General features: G+C 70.5%; 15 protein-coding genes. 9 read left to right on the top strand and 6 right to left on the bottom strand.

What is annotated here, in order from left to right; translation table 11 throughout:
• Window positions 1–1,704 (bottom strand): MltA domain-containing protein, encoded by a 1,704-nt coding sequence (locus tag A4W93_RS30405; RefSeq protein WP_085750907.1) that lies wholly within the window; start codon window positions 1,702–1,704, stop codon window positions 1–3.
• Between the two features lie 230 nt (window positions 1,705–1,934).
• Here A4W93_RS30405 and tssJ point away from each other — a divergent pair, with 230 nt between their 5' ends.
• The 7 genes from tssJ (at window position 1,935) to A4W93_RS29635 (ending at window position 11,998) form a co-directional block, all read left to right on the top strand.
• Window positions 1,935–2,435, top strand: a complete 501-nt coding sequence (tssJ, locus tag A4W93_RS12475; RefSeq protein ID WP_085754150.1) for a type VI secretion system lipoprotein TssJ — start codon at window positions 1,935–1,937, stop codon at window positions 2,433–2,435.
• 55 nt (window positions 2,436–2,490) lie between these two features.
• Window positions 2,491–3,825: a type VI secretion system baseplate subunit TssK gene (gene tssK / locus A4W93_RS12480; RefSeq protein ID WP_085750908.1), complete on the top strand. Its 1,335-nt coding sequence runs from the start codon at window positions 2,491–2,493 to the stop codon at window positions 3,823–3,825.
• 50 nt (window positions 3,826–3,875) lie between these two features.
• On the top strand, window positions 3,876–5,225 hold the full coding sequence (locus A4W93_RS12485) for a DotU family type VI secretion system protein (protein ID WP_085750909.1): 1,350 nt from the start codon (window positions 3,876–3,878) through the stop codon (window positions 5,223–5,225).
• Window positions 5,222–8,833 carry a type VI secretion system membrane subunit TssM gene (gene tssM, locus A4W93_RS12490; RefSeq protein WP_085750910.1) on the top strand — a complete coding sequence of 1,204 codons (3,612 nt, stop codon included), beginning with the start codon at window positions 5,222–5,224 and terminating at the stop codon, window positions 8,831–8,833. Before A4W93_RS12485 ends, tssM begins: the two co-directional genes overlap by 4 nt.
• Window positions 8,830–9,552, top strand: coding sequence for a type VI secretion system-associated protein TagF (gene tagF / locus A4W93_RS12495; RefSeq protein ID WP_157782149.1), 723 nt, complete (start codon window positions 8,830–8,832; stop codon window positions 9,550–9,552). The genes tssM and tagF overlap by 4 nt, the downstream gene beginning before the upstream one ends.
• A gap of 25 nt (window positions 9,553–9,577) precedes the next feature.
• Window positions 9,578–11,515 (top strand): serine/threonine-protein kinase, encoded by a 1,938-nt coding sequence (locus A4W93_RS12500; protein WP_085750912.1) that lies wholly within the window; start codon window positions 9,578–9,580, stop codon window positions 11,513–11,515.
• A 126-nt stretch (window positions 11,516–11,641) separates the two neighbouring features.
• Entirely contained in the window at window positions 11,642–11,998 is a 357-nt protein-coding gene (locus tag A4W93_RS29635; RefSeq protein WP_157131644.1) for a hypothetical protein, read from the top strand.
• A 117-nt stretch (window positions 11,999–12,115) separates the two neighbouring features.
• On the opposite strand, the gene A4W93_RS12510 is transcribed toward A4W93_RS29635, so the two are convergent.
• The 4 genes from A4W93_RS12510 to A4W93_RS12525 all read right to left on the bottom strand — a co-directional run bounded on the left by A4W93_RS12510 (window position 12,116) and on the right by A4W93_RS12525 (window position 15,047).
• Window positions 12,116–12,682 (bottom strand): DUF5565 family protein, encoded by a 567-nt coding sequence (locus A4W93_RS12510; protein WP_085750914.1) that lies wholly within the window; start codon window positions 12,680–12,682, stop codon window positions 12,116–12,118.
• A gap of 209 nt (window positions 12,683–12,891) precedes the next feature.
• Complete coding sequence (locus A4W93_RS12515; protein ID WP_085750915.1) at window positions 12,892–14,148, bottom strand: MFS transporter; 1,257 nt, start codon at window positions 14,146–14,148, stop codon at window positions 12,892–12,894.
• Window positions 14,145–14,474 carry a hypothetical protein gene (locus A4W93_RS12520; protein WP_085750916.1) on the bottom strand — a complete coding sequence of 110 codons (330 nt, stop codon included), beginning with the start codon at window positions 14,472–14,474 and terminating at the stop codon, window positions 14,145–14,147. Before A4W93_RS12520 ends, A4W93_RS12515 begins: the two co-directional genes overlap by 4 nt.
• Before the next feature lie 12 nt (window positions 14,475–14,486).
• Window positions 14,487–15,047: an RNA polymerase sigma factor gene (locus A4W93_RS12525; RefSeq protein ID WP_085750917.1), complete on the bottom strand. Its 561-nt coding sequence runs from the start codon at window positions 15,045–15,047 to the stop codon at window positions 14,487–14,489.
• Between the two features lie 108 nt (window positions 15,048–15,155).
• Between A4W93_RS12525 and A4W93_RS12530 the strand changes: the two genes are divergently transcribed.
• Entirely contained in the window at window positions 15,156–15,404 is a 249-nt protein-coding gene (locus tag A4W93_RS12530) for a hypothetical protein (protein WP_085750918.1), read from the top strand.
• A gap of 27 nt (window positions 15,405–15,431) precedes the next feature.
• Here the strand turns inward: A4W93_RS12530 and A4W93_RS12535 are convergent, their stop codons facing one another.
• The gene (locus A4W93_RS12535) at window positions 15,432–16,229 is read right to left on the bottom strand and encodes a hypothetical protein (RefSeq protein ID WP_157131645.1); all 798 of its coding nucleotides are present in this window, start codon (window positions 16,227–16,229) and stop codon (window positions 15,432–15,434) included.
• Window positions 16,230–16,600: 371 nt separating this feature from the next.
• Here A4W93_RS12535 and xylF point away from each other — a divergent pair, with 371 nt between their 5' ends.
• Window positions 16,601–17,626 (top strand): D-xylose ABC transporter substrate-binding protein, encoded by a 1,026-nt coding sequence (xylF, locus tag A4W93_RS12540; RefSeq protein WP_085750920.1) that lies wholly within the window; start codon window positions 16,601–16,603, stop codon window positions 17,624–17,626.

The following is a 17,626-nucleotide window of genomic DNA, read 5'->3' on the forward strand; positions in this document are numbered from 1 at the left end:
TCATTCCGGCAGTTCGGAGCAGAACTCGCCGTCGTCGACGAGGCACTGGCCGTTGCTCTCCACCGTGTCGCCCGCGGCCGCGCCCCGTGTGACGAGGCGGCTGCTGGAGAGACGCGCCGCCTCGGCGTTCGGCAGCATCACCCACATCTGGCCGCGGTGGCGGGTGCTGCGGGCCATCTGGCCGGCCTCGGCGCCGAAGCCCCAGAAGTAGTCGGCGCGCAGCGCGCCGCGGATGGCTCCGCCGGTGTCCTGCGCGAACACCAGGCGCTGCACCTGCACGCGCGAGCCGCTCGGGGGCGGCGCGCTCAGGTACATCGGGTAGCCGAGCGGCGTGACCCGCGGGTCCACCGCCACCGACCGGCCGGCGGTCAGCGGCACGCCCAGGGCGCCCGGCGGGCCCTCGCTGTTCGGGCGGCGGTCGGCCGAGACCTTGAAGAAGACATAGCTCGGGTCGGTGTTCAGCCGCGCCGGGGCGGGCGGGGCGCGCCGGGGTTCGACGGCGGCGGACTGCGGCCGCGCAGCCGGGGCCGGGGTGGTGGCTGCCGGCGTGGAGGGTTTCGCCGCCGGCTTGCGGGCGCCCTTGAGCAGTTCGTCCACGAGCGGGTCCCCGGCGGCGGACGCCTGGGCCGGGGCGGCGGCAGGCCGGCCCCCGCGCGTGACCACGGCGCCGTCCACCGGCGCCTCGTCGTCGCCTTCGATCACGAAGGTCTCGGGCGTCTCGCCCGCGGCCCCGCGGGTCACGGGTTTGGCCTTCGGCACCACGCGCAGCGGCCGGAACGGGTGGCCGTTCTGCTCGGCGTACTGCACGCGCAGCACCGAGGTGTCGGGCATCAGGATGCGGCCGGAGCCCTGCACCTGCATCGCGTACAGGGCGAGCGGGTCGTTGACCCACGCGAGCACCGGCGCGTCCACGCCGCCGGGCAGGCCCAGTGCCTCGAGCTCGGCACGGGTGTAGTACGGCTCGACACGCGCCTGTGCGCCATCCACCAGTCGCAGGCGCAGCTTGCGGTCGCGGTCGTCGAGCACGAAGCGGCGCAGGTCCATCGCATAGGTGCCCGGCCCGGTGCCGGTGGTCAGCACGAGGCGGTCGCCCTGCGGGCGCACCCGCACGATGCCGCCGCGCTGGGCCGCGGGCACCTGGCCCCAGTCGAGGCTGTAGAGGCCGCGCGGCACGCCGAGCACGGGGTAGACGTACTCGCCGCCGCGCGTGGCCTGGCCCTCGAGCAGCGGTTCGAAGTAGCCGGTGACGTCGCCCTCGGGCGTGGCGTCGGTGTTGAGGATGCGCAGCACGGTGAAGTGCGCCTCGAAGAAGGCGCGCATCGCCTTTTCGGTGGGGGGCACGGCGGCGGAGGCGGCGCACAGCTCGCGCCATTCGGCGCGCTTCTGCAGCGGGCCGCACGAGTTGCGGAAGGCGCCCCAGCCGGCGCGGATGTCGTCCTGCTGCCAGCCGGGCAGTTCGTCGAAGCCCGAGAGCTTGAACATCGCGTTGCGGGTGCGCACCTCCTTCGGCACGGCCCGGGCGGTCTTGGCGGCCGGGGCCTTGGCCGGGGGGCGGGCGGACGGGGTGGGTGAGTCCGGGGCGACCGCCACCGCCCGGGGGACTTCGGCGGGCGCGGTCGCCGGCGCGTCGCCGGTGGGCGCGGGCGGGGCGGCGCAGCCGGCCAGCACGAGGAGCAGGGCAGGGAGCAGGGCTCTGTCGGTCATGGCGCGGCCGGGCAGTCGGAAGATCCCGAGTCTGGACCGGCGCCACGCGCGGGCCAACTGACCTTCGTCAATCCGTGCCGCGCGGGGTGGCACGGCTGTGTCGTCGGCGCATTACCTAAGTCACGCGCCGCCCCGTGGGGGCCCCGGTATTCTCCATGCGGCTCGATCGCGTCCGCCCCGGGGCGGGCCTGCGCGCCGCCGAATCCGAACCGGTCCCGGACCCCATGCCCATGCAACGCCTCGCCTCCACCTTCCGTTCGACCCGCGCGCGCCTGGCCGCCGCCGCCGTGCTGGCCGCCGTGCTCGCCGGCTGCGGCTCCGCCCCCGTGATCCTGCCGCCGGCCAAGACCACGCTGGTGTCCACCGCCATCGTCGGCCCGAACGTGAACCCCGATTCGCGCAAGCGCCCGTCGCCGGTCATCGTGCGGGTGTACGAGCTGAAGTCCACCGCGCTGTTCGAGTCCACCGACTTCGTCACGCTCTTCGAGAAGGACCAGGCCACGCTCGGCGCCGAGCTGCTGTCCCGCGAGGAATTCGTGCTGCGGCCGAACGACGTGAAGGCCGTCAACAAGACGCTCGGGGCCGACGCCAAGTTCATCGGCGTGGTGGCCGCGTTCCGCGACCTCGAGCGCGCCCGCTGGCGCGTGGCCGCGCCCGTGGTGGCCGGCAAGACCAACACCATGAAGATCAAGATCGACGACGTCAACGTCACCATCACCCGCGACGAGTGAGCGGGGCCGCTCTTTCCCGCACGTCGTTCCGAAATTCTCTTCCGGGCACAACAACATGAGCTGGCGCGCCAAGGTCGTCTGGTCTTCGGGGATGTTCCTGCAGCCCCACCATTTCCAGCAGGAAACCCGCTACCTCGAACGGCTGGTGGACGCCCGCGTGCGCACCCTGTCCCCGTTCGCCTGGGGCTTCGCCGAACTCGAGCTCGACGAGGGGCTGCTGGCCCTGGGCAAGGTGGGCCTGGCGCGCGCGTCCGGCCTGCTGCCCGACGGCACGCCGTTCGCGATGCCGCTGCTCGATCCGCTGCCGTCCCCGCTCGAGGTGCCGCCCGACTCGAAGGGTGAGGTCGTCTACCTCGCCGTGCCGCTGCAGCGCGAGGGCCTGAACGAGGTCGACTTCGGCACGGCCGACGCCGGTGAACTCGCCCGCTTCGACGCGGCCGAGGAAAACGTGCGCGACAACACCGACGCGTCCGACGAACCCACCACCATCCAGACGGGCCGCCTGCGCGCGCGCCTCGTGCGGGCGAAGGACGCCACCGATGCCTACGCGCTGCTGGGTGTGGCCTTCGTGGCCGAGCGCCGCAGCGACGGCCAGGTCACGCTCGACCGCCACTACATCCCGCCGCAGGTCAACCTCGACACGTCGGCCCAGCTCTCGGCCAGCAGCGCGCTGCTGCACGGCCTGATCCAGCAGCGGGCGCAGGCACTCGCCGCGCGCATGGGGCAGCTGAGCAGCGGGGTGTCCGAGCTGGCCGATTTCCTGATGCTGCAGACGCTCAACCGCAACGAGCCCATCTTCAGCCAGCACACCGCCACGCCCAATGCGCATCCGCGCGAGCTGCACCGCGACTGCCTGCGCCTGGCCGGCGACCTGGCCACGCTCGCGAGCAACACGCGCCGCCCGCCGGTGTTCCCGCCGTACCGCCACGACGATTTGCGCGGCACCTTCACGCCGGTGTTCGACGAGCTGCGGCGCATGCTCACGTCGGTGCTCGAGCAGAACGCCCTGCAGATCGAGCTGGTCGACCGCAAGCACAACGTGCGCACCGCCGTCGTGTCCGACCTGGAACTCGTGCGCAACGGCACCTTCGTGCTGGCCGTCAACGCCCAGGTGCCCGGCGAGCAGCTGCGCCAGCGTTTCCCGGCCACCACCAAGCTGGGCCCGGTCGACAAGATCCGCGACCTCGTGAACCTGCAGCTGCCCGGCATCGGCCTGCGGCCGCTGCCGGTGGCGCCGCGGCAGCTGCCGTTCCACGCGGGCTTCTTCTATTTCGAACTCGACCGCTCCGACGACCTGTGGAAGCTGATCGAGACCAACGGCAGCATGGCGATGCACATCTCGGGCGATTTCCCCGGGCTGGAACTCGAACTGTGGGCCATCCGCAAGTGACAACCGGCACGGCGCGGCCGCGGGCCCGCCGGTGACCTGAAAGCCTCCCGATGAGTACACCGACACCGGATGACCCGTTTGCCGACCTCGACGGCGGCCGCACGTTCATCATGCCCACCCCGGGCGGCCGCGGCGCGCCGCCGGCCACCACCGCCGCGCGCGGGCCGCTGCCCACCGGCGCCGACGTGGCGCCCGACATCGGCCTGCCCGAGAGCGGCCTGAACCCGCTCGTCGCGCTCGCGAACCCGCTGCTCGCGCTGGTCCCGCAGATCCGCTCCACCACGCGGCTGGCCGATCCCGGTGCGCTGCGCGAGTCCATCGCCCAGGGCCTGCGCGAATTCGAATCGCAGGCCCGCGCGCGCAACATCGCACCGGAACGCGTGCTGGCCGCGCGCTACGTGCTGTGCACGCTGCTCGACGAGGTGGCCGCCACCATGCCGTGGGGCGCCTCGGGCCAGTGGGGCCGCCACAGCCTGCTCGCGATGTTCCACAACGAGACGGGCGGCGGCGAGAAGGTCTTCCAGCTGATGGCCAAGCTCGCGGAGAACCCGCAGGCCAACCGCGACCTGCTCGAACTCATCTACGCCGCGCTGTGCCTCGGCTTCGAAGGGCGCTACCGCGTCGTCGACGGCGGCAAGGCGCAGCTCGAGGCGGTGCGCGAGCGCCTCGCCCAGATCCTCGGCAAGGAGCGCGGCGGCTACGCCCCGGCGCTCGCGCAGAACTGGCGAGGCGAGAAGCCGCCGCGCCGCACCATGCTCACGTGGCTGCCGCTGTGGGTCACCGCGGCGGTCGTGGCGCTGCTGCTGCTGGCCGTCTACTGGTTCCTGTCCGCGCGCCTCAGTTCGGAGTCGGACCCGGTCTTCGGCCAGATCCAGGAGTTGCGCCTGCTGCCACCCACGCCGCCGGTGAAGCTGCCGGCGCCCACGCCGCGCCTGGCCCAGTTCCTCGTCAGCGAGATCAAGGCCGAGCTGGTCACGGTGCGCGACGAGGTGGACCGCAGCGTGGTCATCGTGCGCGGCGACGGGCTGTTCGCACCTGCGAGCGCCACGCTCACGAAGGAACGCGAGGCGCTGATGAAGCGCATCGCCGACGCGCTCACGAAGGTGCCGGGCCAGGTGCTCGTCACCGGCCACACCGACAACGTGCGCATCCACACCGCGCAGTTCCCGTCCAACTGGCACCTGTCGGAAGAGCGTGCGAAGACCGTGCGCGACATCCTCCAGGCCGACGGGGTCACGCCCGACCGGCTGAAGGCCGAAGGCCGCGCCGACGGCGAACCCGTGGCGGCCAACGACACCGCCGCCAACCGCGCGCTGAACCGGCGCGTCGAGATCACCTTGTTCGTCCAGCGGGGCGGTGCCGCCGCCGCTGCCGCCGCGGCCCAGGGAGCCGGTTCATGAAGAAGATCCTCGGTGTGCTGTTCAACCCGTGGCTGCTGCTGGTCCTCGGGCTGGTGGCGCTGTCCATCGTCATCTGGATCGTGGGCCCGCTCGTGGCCATCGGCGCGGTGCGTCCGCTCGAGACCCCCACCGCGCGCTGGCTGCTGATCGGCGCCATCGTGCTGCTCGTCGTGCTGCGCAAGCTGTGGCAGTTCTGGCGTGCGCGCAAGACCAACGACAAGGTCGTCGACCAGTTGCTCGCGCCCGCCAAGGCCGCGTCCAACGACCCGGCCGACGCCGAGCTGAAGACGCTGGGCGAACGGTTCGCCACCGCGCTGCAGACGCTCAAGCGCGCCAAGTTCGACCAGGGCAAGACGGGCCTCGCCGGCGCGTGGAGCGGCCTGTCGTCGCGCGTGGGCAAGCGGTACCTCTACGAGCTGCCCTGGTACGTCATCATCGGCGCGCCGGGTTCGGGCAAGACCACCGCGCTGATCAACTCCGGGCTCAAGTTCCCGCTCGCCGAATCGATGGGTGAACACGCCGTGCGCGGCGTGGGCGGCACCCGCAACTGCGACTGGTGGTTCACCGACCAGGCCGTGCTGATCGACACCGCCGGCCGCTACACCACGCAGGACAGCCACAAGGCCCAGGACAGCAAGGCCTGGGAAGGGTTCCTCGACCTGCTCAAGAGCGCCCGCCCGCGCCAGCCGCTCAACGGCGTGCTGGTCACGGTCTCGGTCACCGACCTGCTCACCCGCAATGCCGCCGAACGCGCGCAACACGCCGCGGCCGTGCGCCAGCGCGTGCAGGAGCTGCACCAGCAGCTGGGCATCCGCTTCCCCATCTACCTGCTGGTCACCAAGTGCGACCTGCTGTCCGGCTTCATGGAGACGCTGGGCGAGGTGGACAAGGACACCCGCGCCACGCCGTGGGGCATGACCTTCAAGCTCGACAAGAACCAGCACACCGACCTGTCGGTGTTCGGCACCGAGTTCGACGCCCTCGAGAAGCGCCTCACCGACGGCCTGATCGACCGCCTGCAGCTCGAGCGCGACCCGCAGCGCCGGGCCCGCATCTACGGCTTCCCGCAGCAGTTCGAGGCGCTGCGCGGCTTGCTGAAGGACTACCTGGAGCAGGTGTTCTCGCCGTCCCAGTTCGAGGCCCACCCGCTGCTGCGCGGCGTGTACTTCGTCAGCGGCACGCAGGAAGGCACGCCCATCGACCGCATGCTCGGCCGCATCGCGCGCACGTACCGGCTCGAACGCACGGTGGTGCCGCCCAACCTCTCCAGCGGCCGCAGCTTCTTCCTGTCGCGCCTGCTGAGCGAGGTGGTGTTCGCCGAAAGCGCGCTCGCCGGCACCGACCTGAAGTGGGAACGCCGCCGCGGCTGGCTCGCCGTGGGCGCCTATGCGCTGGTGGCGGCCGTGACCGCCATCGCGCTGGTCGCGTGGGGTGTCAGCTACGTCAACAACCAGACCTACGTGGCGAAGGTGGGCGGCACCGTCAACGACGTGCGGACGCTGCTGCAGTCCACGCCCAACCGCGCCTCGCCCGACCTGCTGGTGCTGCTGCCGGCGTTGGAGGCCACGCGCGACCTGGCCCGCGCCAGCATCGGCGACTCGGTGCCGGTGTCGTACGGCTTCGGCCTGTACCAGGGCCGCAAGCTCGATTCGGCGTCGCAGCAGGCCTACCGCCGCATGCTGGTCGACGCGGTGCTGCCGCGCATCGCGCTGGGCATCGAGGACCGGCTCAAGACCGGCCTCGACAACCCCGAACTGCAGTACGAGGCGCTCAAGGCCTACGTGATGCTGTTCGACCCGTCGCGCTTCGATCCCGCCGCGCTCAAGCTGTACGTGATGGCCGACTGGGAGACGAACCTGCCGCGTTCGGTCACCACCGAGCAGCGCGCCGCGCTCGAATCGCACCTCGACGCGCTGCTGGCCGAAGGCCAGGCGGTGTCGCCGCTGCCGGAGGACAAGCAGCTCGTCGCGCAGACGCGCGCGCGCCTCGTGTCGTCGCCGCTCACCGAACGCATCTACCGGCGCCTGAAGCGCCAGGGCGTGGGTGGCGACTTCCCCGAGTTCACCGTGGCCAAGGCCGCCGGCCCGGGCGCCGCGCTCGTGTTCACGCGGGCCAGTGGCCAGCCGCTGACGAAGGGCGTGCAGGGCCTCTTCACGTACGACGGTTACCACAAGGGTTTCCAGCGCGAAGTGGAGCGCGTGTCGCGCCAGCTCGCCGACGAAGAAGGTTGGGTGCTCGGCGTCAACGACACCGGCCGCCAGAACACGTTGCGCAACAGCGAGGTGCAGGAGCAGCTCACCGACGAGGTGCGCCGCCTGTACCTGACGGACTACGCCGCCACGTGGGAGCAGTTCATCGCCGACGTGCGCATGCTGCCCACGCCGAACCTGGCGCAGGCGGTGCAGATGTCGCGCGTGCTGTCCGCGCCCGACAACCCGCTCGTGCCGCTGCTGCGCGGCATGTCGCGCGAAACCACGCTGATCGACAACCGCGACGTGGCCGCGGCCGCCGAGAGCAAGGCGCGCGACGCCATCCAGCGGTCGCGCGAGGAACTGCTGCGGCTGCTGGGCAACCGTGCCTCCACGGCCTCGCCGCTGCCCCCGGGCGCGAAGATCGAGAGCCTCGTCGACGACCGCTTCGTCGCGCTGCGCAACCTCGTGTCGCCGTCCGGCGGCGAGAAGGGCGGTCCGGCCCCCATCGACCAGACCATCGGCCTGATCGGCGAGGTCTACACGCTGCTCAACGCCTCCGACACCGCGGTGAAGGGCGGCAACGTGCCGCCGCCGTCCGACGTGCCGAACAAGGTGAAGGCCGAGGCCGCGCGCCTGCCCGAGCCCGTGCGTTCGCTGCTCAACACGCTGTCGGTCAGCGGCACCAAGGCCGCGCTCGACATCACGCGCAGCAACCTCGGCAACGCGCTGAACGCCGAGGTGGGTGACTTCTGCCGCCAGGCCATCAACGGGCGCTACCCGTTCGAGCGCAACGCCAGCCGCGACGTCACCACCGAAGACTTCGCCCGCGTGTTCGCGCCGGGCGGGCTGTTCGACGCGTTCTTCCAGAAGAACCTCGCCAACTTCGTCAACACCACGACGAAGCCGTGGAGCTTCAAGTCGATCGACGGGGCTTCGATGGGCGCCGACACCGCCACGCTGGCGCAGTTCCAGAACGCGGCCGTCATCCGCGACACGTTCTTCCGCGCCGGCGGCAACGTGCCGGGCCTGCGCCTCGACTTCAAGCCGCTGGAGATGGACGCCACCATCACGCAGTTCACGCTCGACATCGACGGCCAGGTGGTCAAGTACGCCCACGGCCCGCAGATCCCGATGTCGGTGCAGTGGCCGGGCCCGCGCGGCACGGGCCAGGTGCGCATCGCGCTCACGCCCGTGTCCACCACGGGCGGTCTGTCGGGCACGGTGAACGAGGGCCCGTGGGCGCTGTTCAAGCTCTTCGACAAGCAGCAGATCGAAGGCGCGGGTGCGCCCGAGCGTTTCAAGGCCACGTTCACGGTCGACGGCCGCAAGGCGGTCTTCGTGGTGTCGGCCAGCAGCGTGCGCAACCCGTTCCGCCTGCCCGAGATCGACAACTTCCACTGCCCGGGGCGCCTGTGAGCAGCACGGGCTTCGGCGATCTGCTGGTGGGGGCGGGCGAGGGCAGCGGCGCGGCCGGCTGGTTCGGCAAGCTGTCGGTCCTCGGCGACTTCGCCCACCGGCGCCTGCCGCAGCCCTTCGTCGACGTGCTCGACGACTGGCTCTCGCGAGGCATGGAAGCCAGCCGCGCGCAGCTCGGAGACGAGTGGCTCGACGTCTACCTGACCGGGCCGCTGTGGCGCTTCGCGCTGTCGCCGGGCGTGGTCGATCCGCAGTGGTGGTTCGGCGTGATGATGCCCAGCGTCGACAAGGTCGGGCGCTACTTCCCGCTCGTGGTGGCGCGGTCCGCGGCCATGGCGCCGGAGTCGGCGTCCGGTGTCGCCGGCCTCGACCGCTGGTTCCACCACGTGTCGGCCGCCGTGCTGGGCACGCTGCAGCCCACGGCCACGCTGCAATCGTTCGACGACGCGCTGACGGCCGCCCCGGTGTGGCCCGACGCGCTTCCCACGCGCCGCCCCGACGTCGCCCACCTGCCGGGCCGCGACCGCTATTCGCTCGACGGCGAGGCGGTGTTGGCACAATGGGTGGCCGGAATGGGCCTGCGCGAAGCCATGCAGGTCTGCGCCGGCAAGAGCCTGTGGTGGCCCGACCATGCCAACACACCCGACACCAGCCTGAGCATCACCGCGGGCCTGCCCGAGCCCACGCACTTCGCGTTGATGCTCGAAGGCGAGTGGTGAATCCGCAGCCGTAGCCGTACCGACCATGAGCGATCCGTCCGCGCCCGTCCCTCCGACTCCTCCGGCCCCCGGAGAGGAGCCCACGATGGTGCTGGCGCGCGACGCCGCGGCCGTGCCGCCGCCACCCCCCGGCGACAACCCGCTGCCCATCGGCCACAAGCTGCAGGAGTACGTGATCGAGGGCCTGATCGGGGAGGGCGGCTTCGGCATCGTCTACCTCGCGCGGGACACCCAGCTCGGCCGGGTGGTGGCCCTCAAGGAATACATGCCGTCCTCGCTCGCGTCGCGTGCGCACGGCGGCGTGGTGTCGGTGCGGTCCGAGCGCCAGCGCGAGACCTTCGAGCTCGGCCGCCGCAGCTTCGTGAACGAAGCCCAGCTGCTGGCCGCGTTCGACCAGCCGTCGCTCGTGAAGGTGTACCGCTTCTGGGAGCAGAACGGCACGGCCTACATGGTGATGCCGTACTACCAGGGCCCCACGCTCAAGCAGTGGTTGCTGGAGCACGGCTCACCGTCGGAATCGTGGCTGCTCGCGCTGCTGGCCCCGGTGATCGACGCGCTCGAGGTGATGCACCACAACCGCTGCTACCACCGCGACATCGCCCCCGACAACATCCTGCTGCTGCAGCAGCAGGGCACCCAGGTGGGTGGCACCGACGCCGTGCGCCCGGTGCTGCTCGACTTCGGCGCCGCGCGGCGCGTCATCAGCGACGCCACGCAGGCGCTCACGGTCATCCTGAAGCCGGGCTACGCGCCCATCGAGCAGTACGCCGAGTCGTCGTCGATGAAGCAGGGCGCCTGGACCGACGTCTACGCGCTGTGCGCGGTGCTGTACGCCGCGGTCACGGGCCGCGCGCCCACCCCGTCGGTGAGCCGCATCGTCAGCGACGAACTGGTGCCGGCCGTCGAGGCGGGCGCCGGGCGCTTCACGCCCGAGTTCCTCGCCGTGATCGACGCGGGCCTGGCCGTGCGGCCGGAGCACCGCCCGCAGGACATGGCCGCGCTGCGCGCGATGATCACGTCCGTCTCCCCGCCGGTGGCCCGCCGCGCGAGCGACCGCGGCGGTGAACGCAGCGCGCCGCTGCCGCTCGTGGACCTGCCACCGCCGCCCGCCCCGAAGCCACCGCCGTCCGACGGATTCTTCGACAAGACCGTGGTGGTGGATCGGCCGGACAGCCGGCCGGCGCCGCTGAGCGCACCGGCGCCGCTGGCGTCGCCGACTCCGTCGCCCGCGTCCGCGCCGTCTTCCTCGTCGAAGACCCCCCTCGTGGCCGGTGGCGCCGTCGCGCTGCTGCTCGCCGCAGGCGGCGCGTGGTGGGCGATGAGCCCGAAGCCGCAGCCTCCGGCCCCCGCGCCCGTCGTGGCTGCGACCCCTGCACCCACGCCGGCCCCCGTGGCCCCGCCGCCTCCGGCCCCCGCACCGCCTCCGGCCGAACCGTTCACGGTGGTCGCCGGCCTGCAGGACATCGTCCGGCACGCCGACCCGCTGCTGGGTGTCAACGTGCTGGCCGACAAGTCCTCGCTGACCATCGGCCGCGACCGCCTGCAGTTCCGGGTCAAGTCGAAGGAGGCGGGCTACCTCTACGTGTTCCTGAGCGGCACCGACAAGTCCCACTTCTACCTGCTGTTCCCGAACGAGATCGACAAGAACAACCGCATCGAGGCCAACACCGAGGTGGTGCTGCCACGAAAGAGCTGGGCGATCACGGCGGGTGGTCCCGCAGGCACGAACCACATCGTGACCGTGGTGTCGCGCCACCCACGCGACCTGGGGGCCGTGGGGCTGCGTGGGGCGGGCGACGAGATTCCGGAGTTCGATCTCGCGAAGGCCGAGCAGCTGTGGGCCGCACGCCAGCCGGGCGAGAGCCCGTTCGTGGGCAAGGCGGTGTGTGATGCCGGGGCCGCGTGCGACTCCGGATATGGCGCGAGCCTGCTCGAGGTGGACGAGGTCGCCAAGGGCAAGTGACGCGGGTTGCCGCCCGCGCCCTTGCGTTGCGTCCCGGCGAACGCCGGGATCCACCGGATGCAGTCGCCCCCCCCCCCGATGAAGGGCCGCCTCCAGTCGCCAGGCCCGTGCCCCGAATGGAAATCCATGAACAGGCCTGAAGACTTCGAGCTGATCTCGTTCTTTGGTGTTGAACCCGTTCTTCGAGTTCGCGCTGTACCCTGGGACTTCAATGGCTTGACTTTCAAGGCCGTCCGAGGTGTCGAGCAGGTGGAGTGCCACATCGAAATGGACGTCGGCGCCGTCTCGATCCGATGGCATTCCGGTGACATCGAACGAGTCGCCGTGGAACTCAAATGGGTCGACAGCATCAGCCTCTTTCGATCCATCACCGGCGAAGTGCTGCTGATCAACGGGGTCGCGCAGAACCCCGACGTGTCGATCGAGTTGCAACTGGATCCCACCGTCTTCGTCCGTGTGCATGCTCGACCGAAACATCCTTGATCGCGCTGGGTGATGCGGCTTCCGTGAACGCGGACATCGCGACCCGAACGGGACGGGCAGAAAAGCGGAGCGGGGAAACAAAAAGGAGGAGCCTGGGCTCCTCCTTCAAAGCGCGGGTCAGAACGGGAAGTCGGCCTTCTTGATCTTCACCATGCGGCCATCTGCGTGATGCCACACGATGCCTTCGATCGGCTTGTCCCGCAGGTACGCCATCAGGCCGGCGAAGTTCCGCGGCGCGTCCGCGAGCACATCCTCGCCGTGCGGGATGAGCACGTGCTCGGTGAGGTTCTCCGGATTCGCGCCATGGCGGGTGCCGATGCGCGGTCCGCAGACCTCGTAGGTGCCGTCCGGGACGCCTTGCGGGTACCGCACGACCGCCGCGTCCACCGCCTCACGGATGTAGCGCGAGTCCGGGCCATCGGTCGCCACCCAGCCCGGCCAGTGTCCGCTGACCGGATCCGGGCCCGGCTGAGCCGGGATGAACCCTGCCGGTGGCGTGCGACCGGCCTTGGCGTCGTACCGCTTGAACACCGAACCGTCCTTGACCATCACGGCAAGCCCATCCCACTTGCGGGTGGCCTTGCCTTCACCGTCGAGCACCCACTGCGCGTCGGGAACGACTTCGTCCCGGACCTTGCGGTTGCCTTCATGGTTGCGCTGGAACAGCGAGATGATTTTCTTCATGGGATCCCCTTGACTTGGTTGATGATTTTCGAATCCCACCGCCCGCCATCAAGGTGCCCGCTCCTGGAAAGCCGAGATTCACCCGGCCTTCCAACGGCGGACGTGGAGTGTAGCCATGACACGGAAAAGACGCACCTGGGACCTTCGCGGTCGCAGGAGAGCGTGGCGTTCCGGGCTGGTTTGCGCAGATCGATTCGGGGTGGCCCGGTTCAGCGCAACGCCTGAACCTCCTGCGCCGCCGGTGCCGCCGGCGTCTTCTGCAGCAGCCACACGAGGCCCAGCGCCACCAGGGAGGCTGCCACCACCACGTACCCGACCACATCGAAATGCTGCAGCCGCCCGTCGGCCCCCTGCACGACGATGTGCCCGGCGATCACCGAGGCGATGCCCCCCGACAGCTGCTGGATCGACGCGCTGATGGCCGTGAACGCGCCCCGCTGCGCCGTCGTGGGGATGCCGGCCACCATGGCCTGGAACGGGATGACGCGGGAGAAGATGCCCACGAACATCACCGCGTTGACGAGCACCAGCATCGGCAGCGAGATGGGGCCGAGGTGGGTGTAGAGCAGCACCATGACCAGGGTCACGGCCGTGCCTGCTGCGAACACCTTGAACTTGCCGACGGCGTCGGCGGCACGGCCGATCAGCGGACCGAAGCCGATGGTGCACAGCCCGGTGATGAGGTAGACCGTGGGCAGGCTGTGCATGCCGATGCCGAGGTTGTTCACGGCGAAGGCGCTGCTGAAGGGCATCAGCATGAAGCCGCCCGTGGCCACGAGCGCGGTGGTGGCGAAGGCCACGAGGTACCGCGGTTCGGTGAGCGTGTGGCGCAGGTGCACCCACGGGCTGCGTGACTGCGGTTCCTTCAGGTGGTCGGCCACCGGTTTCATCTTCCAGGCCACCACGAGGCCACCCACGGCGCCCAAGGCCGCCATCGCGAGGAAGGGGACCTGCCAGTTCCAGTGGTTCGAAAGGTACAGGCCCACCGGGATGCCCAGCACCTGGCTGGCGGCGAAGGCCGTCTGGATGATCCCCATCACGCGGCCGCGCATCGAGGGCGGGAACAGGTCGGCCGAGATCGCGAGCACCACCGACCCGATCACGCCGCCGAACAGGCCGGTGACGATGCGGGCGGCCAGCAGGCTCTCGAAGCTGGTGGCGAGGCCGCACCACGCGGTGCCCAGCACGAAGCCGCCGTAGAAGAACAGCAGCAGCTTCTTGCGGTCGAAGCGGTCGGCGAAACCCGCGGTCAGCAGGCCGGCGGCGCCGGCGCTGAAGGCGTAGCCGGAGACGATCAGGCCGAACTGCCGCGGGTCCACCGACAGGGCCGGCATGATGAGCGCCCCCAGGGGCGCCATCAGCATGAAGTCGAGGATGACGGCGAACTGCAGGAAGGCCAGCATGCCGACCACGAGCTTCTGGTAGCCCGTGAAGGTCGACGAGGGCGAGGGCAGGGTGGGGGTCATTCGGTTCTCGGTTGACGCTCGGTCTCGGGGCGACCGCAACGGCCGCGTCCGCCGCGGCGGAACTGGGCGCGCTCTTCCTCTGTCATCGCGTCCCACCGGGCCCAGGGGCCTCGTCGTCCGCGCCAGCCGCCGTGCCCGCGGAAGCCGCCGAAGAGGATGCGGCACAGCACGAGCAGCCCGAGGGCGTGAGGGTAGTCGATGGTGCCGGCGTCGGGTAGTGCCACGGGCACCACCGCGTTCCACAGCAGCATCACCATGCCGCCCAGCGCGGCCACGCCCGCCACCACCAGCACCGCGCCGCCCAGGTACCTCACCTTGAATCGCATGATGTCGCTCCTTCAGAAATCGAGTTCGTCGTAGACCACCTGCAGGCGCGCCCGCAGGTGAAGCACCGCATAGCGCTTGCGCGCCAGCAGCGTGTTGATGGAGACGCCGCTTTCGGCGGCCATCTCCTTGAAGCTCCAGCCGTCGAGTTCGTGGGCCACGAACACCTCGCGCTGGTTCTCCGGCAGTTCGTCGAGCGCCGCGTCCAGCGCGGTCAGCAGCACCGATCGCGCATAGGCCGCTTCAGGCCCCGCCTCGGTCGAGGGCAGGGCCAGGTCGAGTCGGCAGTCGGCGTCGTCGTCCTTGACGTCGCCATGGCCCTCGCCGGGCAGTGCCAGTTCCTTCTTCTTGCGGAACCGGTCGATGATGCGGAACCGCGCGACGCGGTAGAGCCAGGCGGTCGCCTGCTCGACGGGGGCGGGCAGCCGGTACGCCTCCACGAACTGGTGGAAGACGTCCTGCAGGATGTCCTCGGCCTCCGCCGGATCGCGCACCCGGCGCCGGATGAAGTTCCCCAGGCGGGAACGTTCGCGCAACACCGTGGCGGTGAGGTCGTCGGTGTCTCGTCGGGTCATCGCGGGTGAGGGCGCTGGCAGCTCCATGCCGCTGAAGACGTTTCAGGCGCGGCGATATTGTGGGGCGGCCGAAAAGACTATGCTCTCCGACGTCCAAGGAGAAATCTCGTGGTCAACAACACCTTCAAGCCCGGCTACCTGAATTCGCTCATGACCGCCGGAGCGAACCTCGAACTCCCGTACAACGACCTGGCCTCCCACGCCAACGACCGGATGGCCGCGGCGCTGGAGATGGCGAAACACGCGCGGGAGACCCAGCGGCACCTCAAGTTCACCGGCATCAGCGCGGGCCTGCCGGGCATCAAGCACCTCGCCGAGGAAGGCGCCGGCTACGTCACCTTCGCCCTCGTGTACTGACCTCGGACCGCCGGCACGGTGCCGTCGTCAGTCGGGCAGCACGTGCCCGAAGAAGTAGCGGCGCCCCGGCTCGTACCGGCCGGTGCCCCCCAGGTCCTCGAACTCCTCGATCACGGCGAGCGCCTGCAGCGGCTGCAGGATGCCGTCCTCGTAGAAGCCGGAACAGTCCACCCCCGTGGTGGCCTCGAACCGGTGCCGCCAGTACGGATCGAAGCGGCCGCCCTCGGCCAGCCGCTGGCGCATGACCGCCACGAGCCGCTCGACGGAGAACACGTCGCCGAACATCACGACGGCATCGGGCGAGCCCGTGCGGGCCGCGACCACGGCCGCCTGCCGGCGCACGTGGTCCGCGTAGGCCTCGACGTCGTCCAGTCGGCCGATGTCGCCCAGCGCGCCGGGCTCCGGCTCCAGCATCACGGACAGCATCTGCACGAGCGCGGGCGCGTCCTCGAAATCGGCCAGCTTGACGAGCGCCTCCAGCAGGACCGGCACGCTCGACAGGTGCCCCGCGATCGCGAGGGTGCGTCCCAGGTCGACCGAGTAGGTGGGGTCGAGGATCGCCGTCACGGCCGGGTGCAGGCTCTCGAGGACACGCCGGTCTCCGATGTCGCCCATCAACTCGGCGCACGCCGCGCCCAGCATCCAGTCGGCCTCTTCGTAGATCGCCGGCAGCTGGCCGACACCCGAGAAGTCGCCTTGCTTCGCGCGAGCGAGGACCTGCTCGAAGCCCGACCACGCGTCCGCTTCGTCCTCCGACGCGTCGCCGCCGGGGAAGCCGTGGTAGCCGGCGCCTTCCCAGTCGAGTTCCATGAAATCGTGTCGCATCGCGGGCTCTCGGTCCTCAGGTCACGCCCAGCGCCGCGCGCCCGGTTTCCAGTTCTTGTCCGTTCCTGGTGTCGAGCATGCCGTCCACCTCCTTGCGGTTCGCGCACTCCCGGAAGTGCGACTGGGGGCGACGGTGCCTCGGCATTGGAGGTCCGAACCCGCAAGCTGCCAATCCCCACGTTGATCGACGTCTGCGGCGGGGGCGCCGCCGGAGCGCCTTCGCAAGTTTGTTCGACAAAGAAACGAACTCCGGGTTTCCCCCGGCGGCGAAATGATGGGCGCACCTCATACTGCGGCCGGGCCGGAGATCACGGCCCGGCCGCGAGCGTCGAGGCGGGTGTCGGCGCGATCCAATCTCCTGGGGAAACGACATGAAGAACGTGCGACAACTGTGGGCCGGCGTGGCCCTGAGCGTGGTGGCGAGCGCGGCTTTCGCCGAGACGACCGTCGGGGTGAGCTGGTCCAACTTCCAGGAGGAACGCTGGAAGACCGACGAGGCCGCCATCAAGGAACAGCTGGCGAAGCTGGGCGCGAAGTACGTCAGCGCCGACGCGGGCGGTTCGCCCGAGAAGCAGCTCTCCGACGTCGACAGCCTGCTGGCCAAGGGCGCCAACGCGCTGATCATCCTGGCGATGGACAAGGACGCCATCGTGCCCGCGCTCGCCAAGGCGAAGCAGCGCAAGGTGCCGGTCGTCGCGTACGACCGCCTGATCGAGCAGCCCGGCGTCTTCTACATCACCTTCGACAACAAGGAGGTGGGCCGCCTGCAGGCGAAGGCCGTGCTGGCCGCCAAGCCCAAGGGCAACTACGTGATGATCAAGGGCTCGCCCACCGACCCGAACGCCGACTTCCTGCGCGCGGGCCAGCAGGAAGTGCTGGCCGACGCCATCAAGAGCGGCGCGGTGAAGGTGGTGGGCGAGGAGTACACCGAAGGCTGGAAGCCCGAGGTGGCACAGAAGAACATGGAGCAGATCCTCACGCGCAACGGCAACAAGGTCGATGCGGTGGTGGCCTCGAACGACGGCACGGCCGGCGGTGTCGTGGCGGCGCTGTCGGGCCGCGGCATCCGCGGCGTGCCGGTGTCGGGGCAGGACGGTGACCACGCCGCGCTGAACCGCGTGGCGCTCGGCACGCAGACGGTGTCGGTCTGGAAGGACGCCCGGGTGCTGGGCAAGGAAGCCGCGTCCGCCGCGGTCGCCCTGGCCGGCGGCAAGAAGGTCGACGGCGCGGTGACGTGGGCCGAAGGCGAGAAGAAGGTGCCGATGACCTCGAAGTTCCTGAAGCCCGTCGCGATCACGTCGGCCAACCTCGGCGACGTCGTGACGGCCGGCTGGATTCCGAAGGCCGACCTGTGCCGCAACGTGGCGGCGGCCACCGCGCCCGCGGCCTGCAAGTGA

This window comes from Piscinibacter gummiphilus (assembly GCF_002116905.1).
GTDB lineage: Bacteria > Pseudomonadota > Gammaproteobacteria > Burkholderiales > Burkholderiaceae_C > Rhizobacter > Rhizobacter gummiphilus.

Excerpts from the sequence above, each read along its gene's own strand:
- A4W93_RS30405 (WP_085750907.1), bottom strand. The coding sequence starts at position 1,704 with ATGACCGACAGAGCCCTGCTCCCTGCCCTGCTCCTCGTGCTGGCCGGC.
- tssJ (WP_085754150.1), top strand. The coding sequence starts at position 1,935 with ATGCAACGCCTCGCCTCCACCTTCCGTTCGACCCGCGCGCGCCTGGCC.
- tssK (WP_085750908.1), top strand. The coding sequence starts at position 2,491 with ATGAGCTGGCGCGCCAAGGTCGTCTGGTCTTCGGGGATGTTCCTGCAG.
- A4W93_RS12485 (WP_085750909.1), top strand. The coding sequence starts at position 3,876 with ATGAGTACACCGACACCGGATGACCCGTTTGCCGACCTCGACGGCGGC.
- tssM (WP_085750910.1), top strand. The coding sequence starts at position 5,222 with ATGAAGAAGATCCTCGGTGTGCTGTTCAACCCGTGGCTGCTGCTGGTC.
- A4W93_RS12500 (WP_085750912.1), top strand. The coding sequence starts at position 9,578 with ATGAGCGATCCGTCCGCGCCCGTCCCTCCGACTCCTCCGGCCCCCGGA.
- A4W93_RS29635 (WP_157131644.1), top strand. The coding sequence starts at position 11,642 with ATGAACAGGCCTGAAGACTTCGAGCTGATCTCGTTCTTTGGTGTTGAA.
- A4W93_RS12510 (WP_085750914.1), bottom strand. The coding sequence starts at position 12,682 with ATGAAGAAAATCATCTCGCTGTTCCAGCGCAACCATGAAGGCAACCGC.
- A4W93_RS12515 (WP_085750915.1), bottom strand. The coding sequence starts at position 14,148 with ATGACCCCCACCCTGCCCTCGCCCTCGTCGACCTTCACGGGCTACCAG.
- A4W93_RS12520 (WP_085750916.1), bottom strand. The coding sequence starts at position 14,474 with ATGCGATTCAAGGTGAGGTACCTGGGCGGCGCGGTGCTGGTGGTGGCG.
- A4W93_RS12525 (WP_085750917.1), bottom strand. The coding sequence starts at position 15,047 with ATGACCCGACGAGACACCGACGACCTCACCGCCACGGTGTTGCGCGAA.
- A4W93_RS12535 (WP_157131645.1), bottom strand. The coding sequence starts at position 16,229 with ATGCGACACGATTTCATGGAACTCGACTGGGAAGGCGCCGGCTACCAC.
- xylF (WP_085750920.1), top strand. The coding sequence starts at position 16,601 with ATGAAGAACGTGCGACAACTGTGGGCCGGCGTGGCCCTGAGCGTGGTG.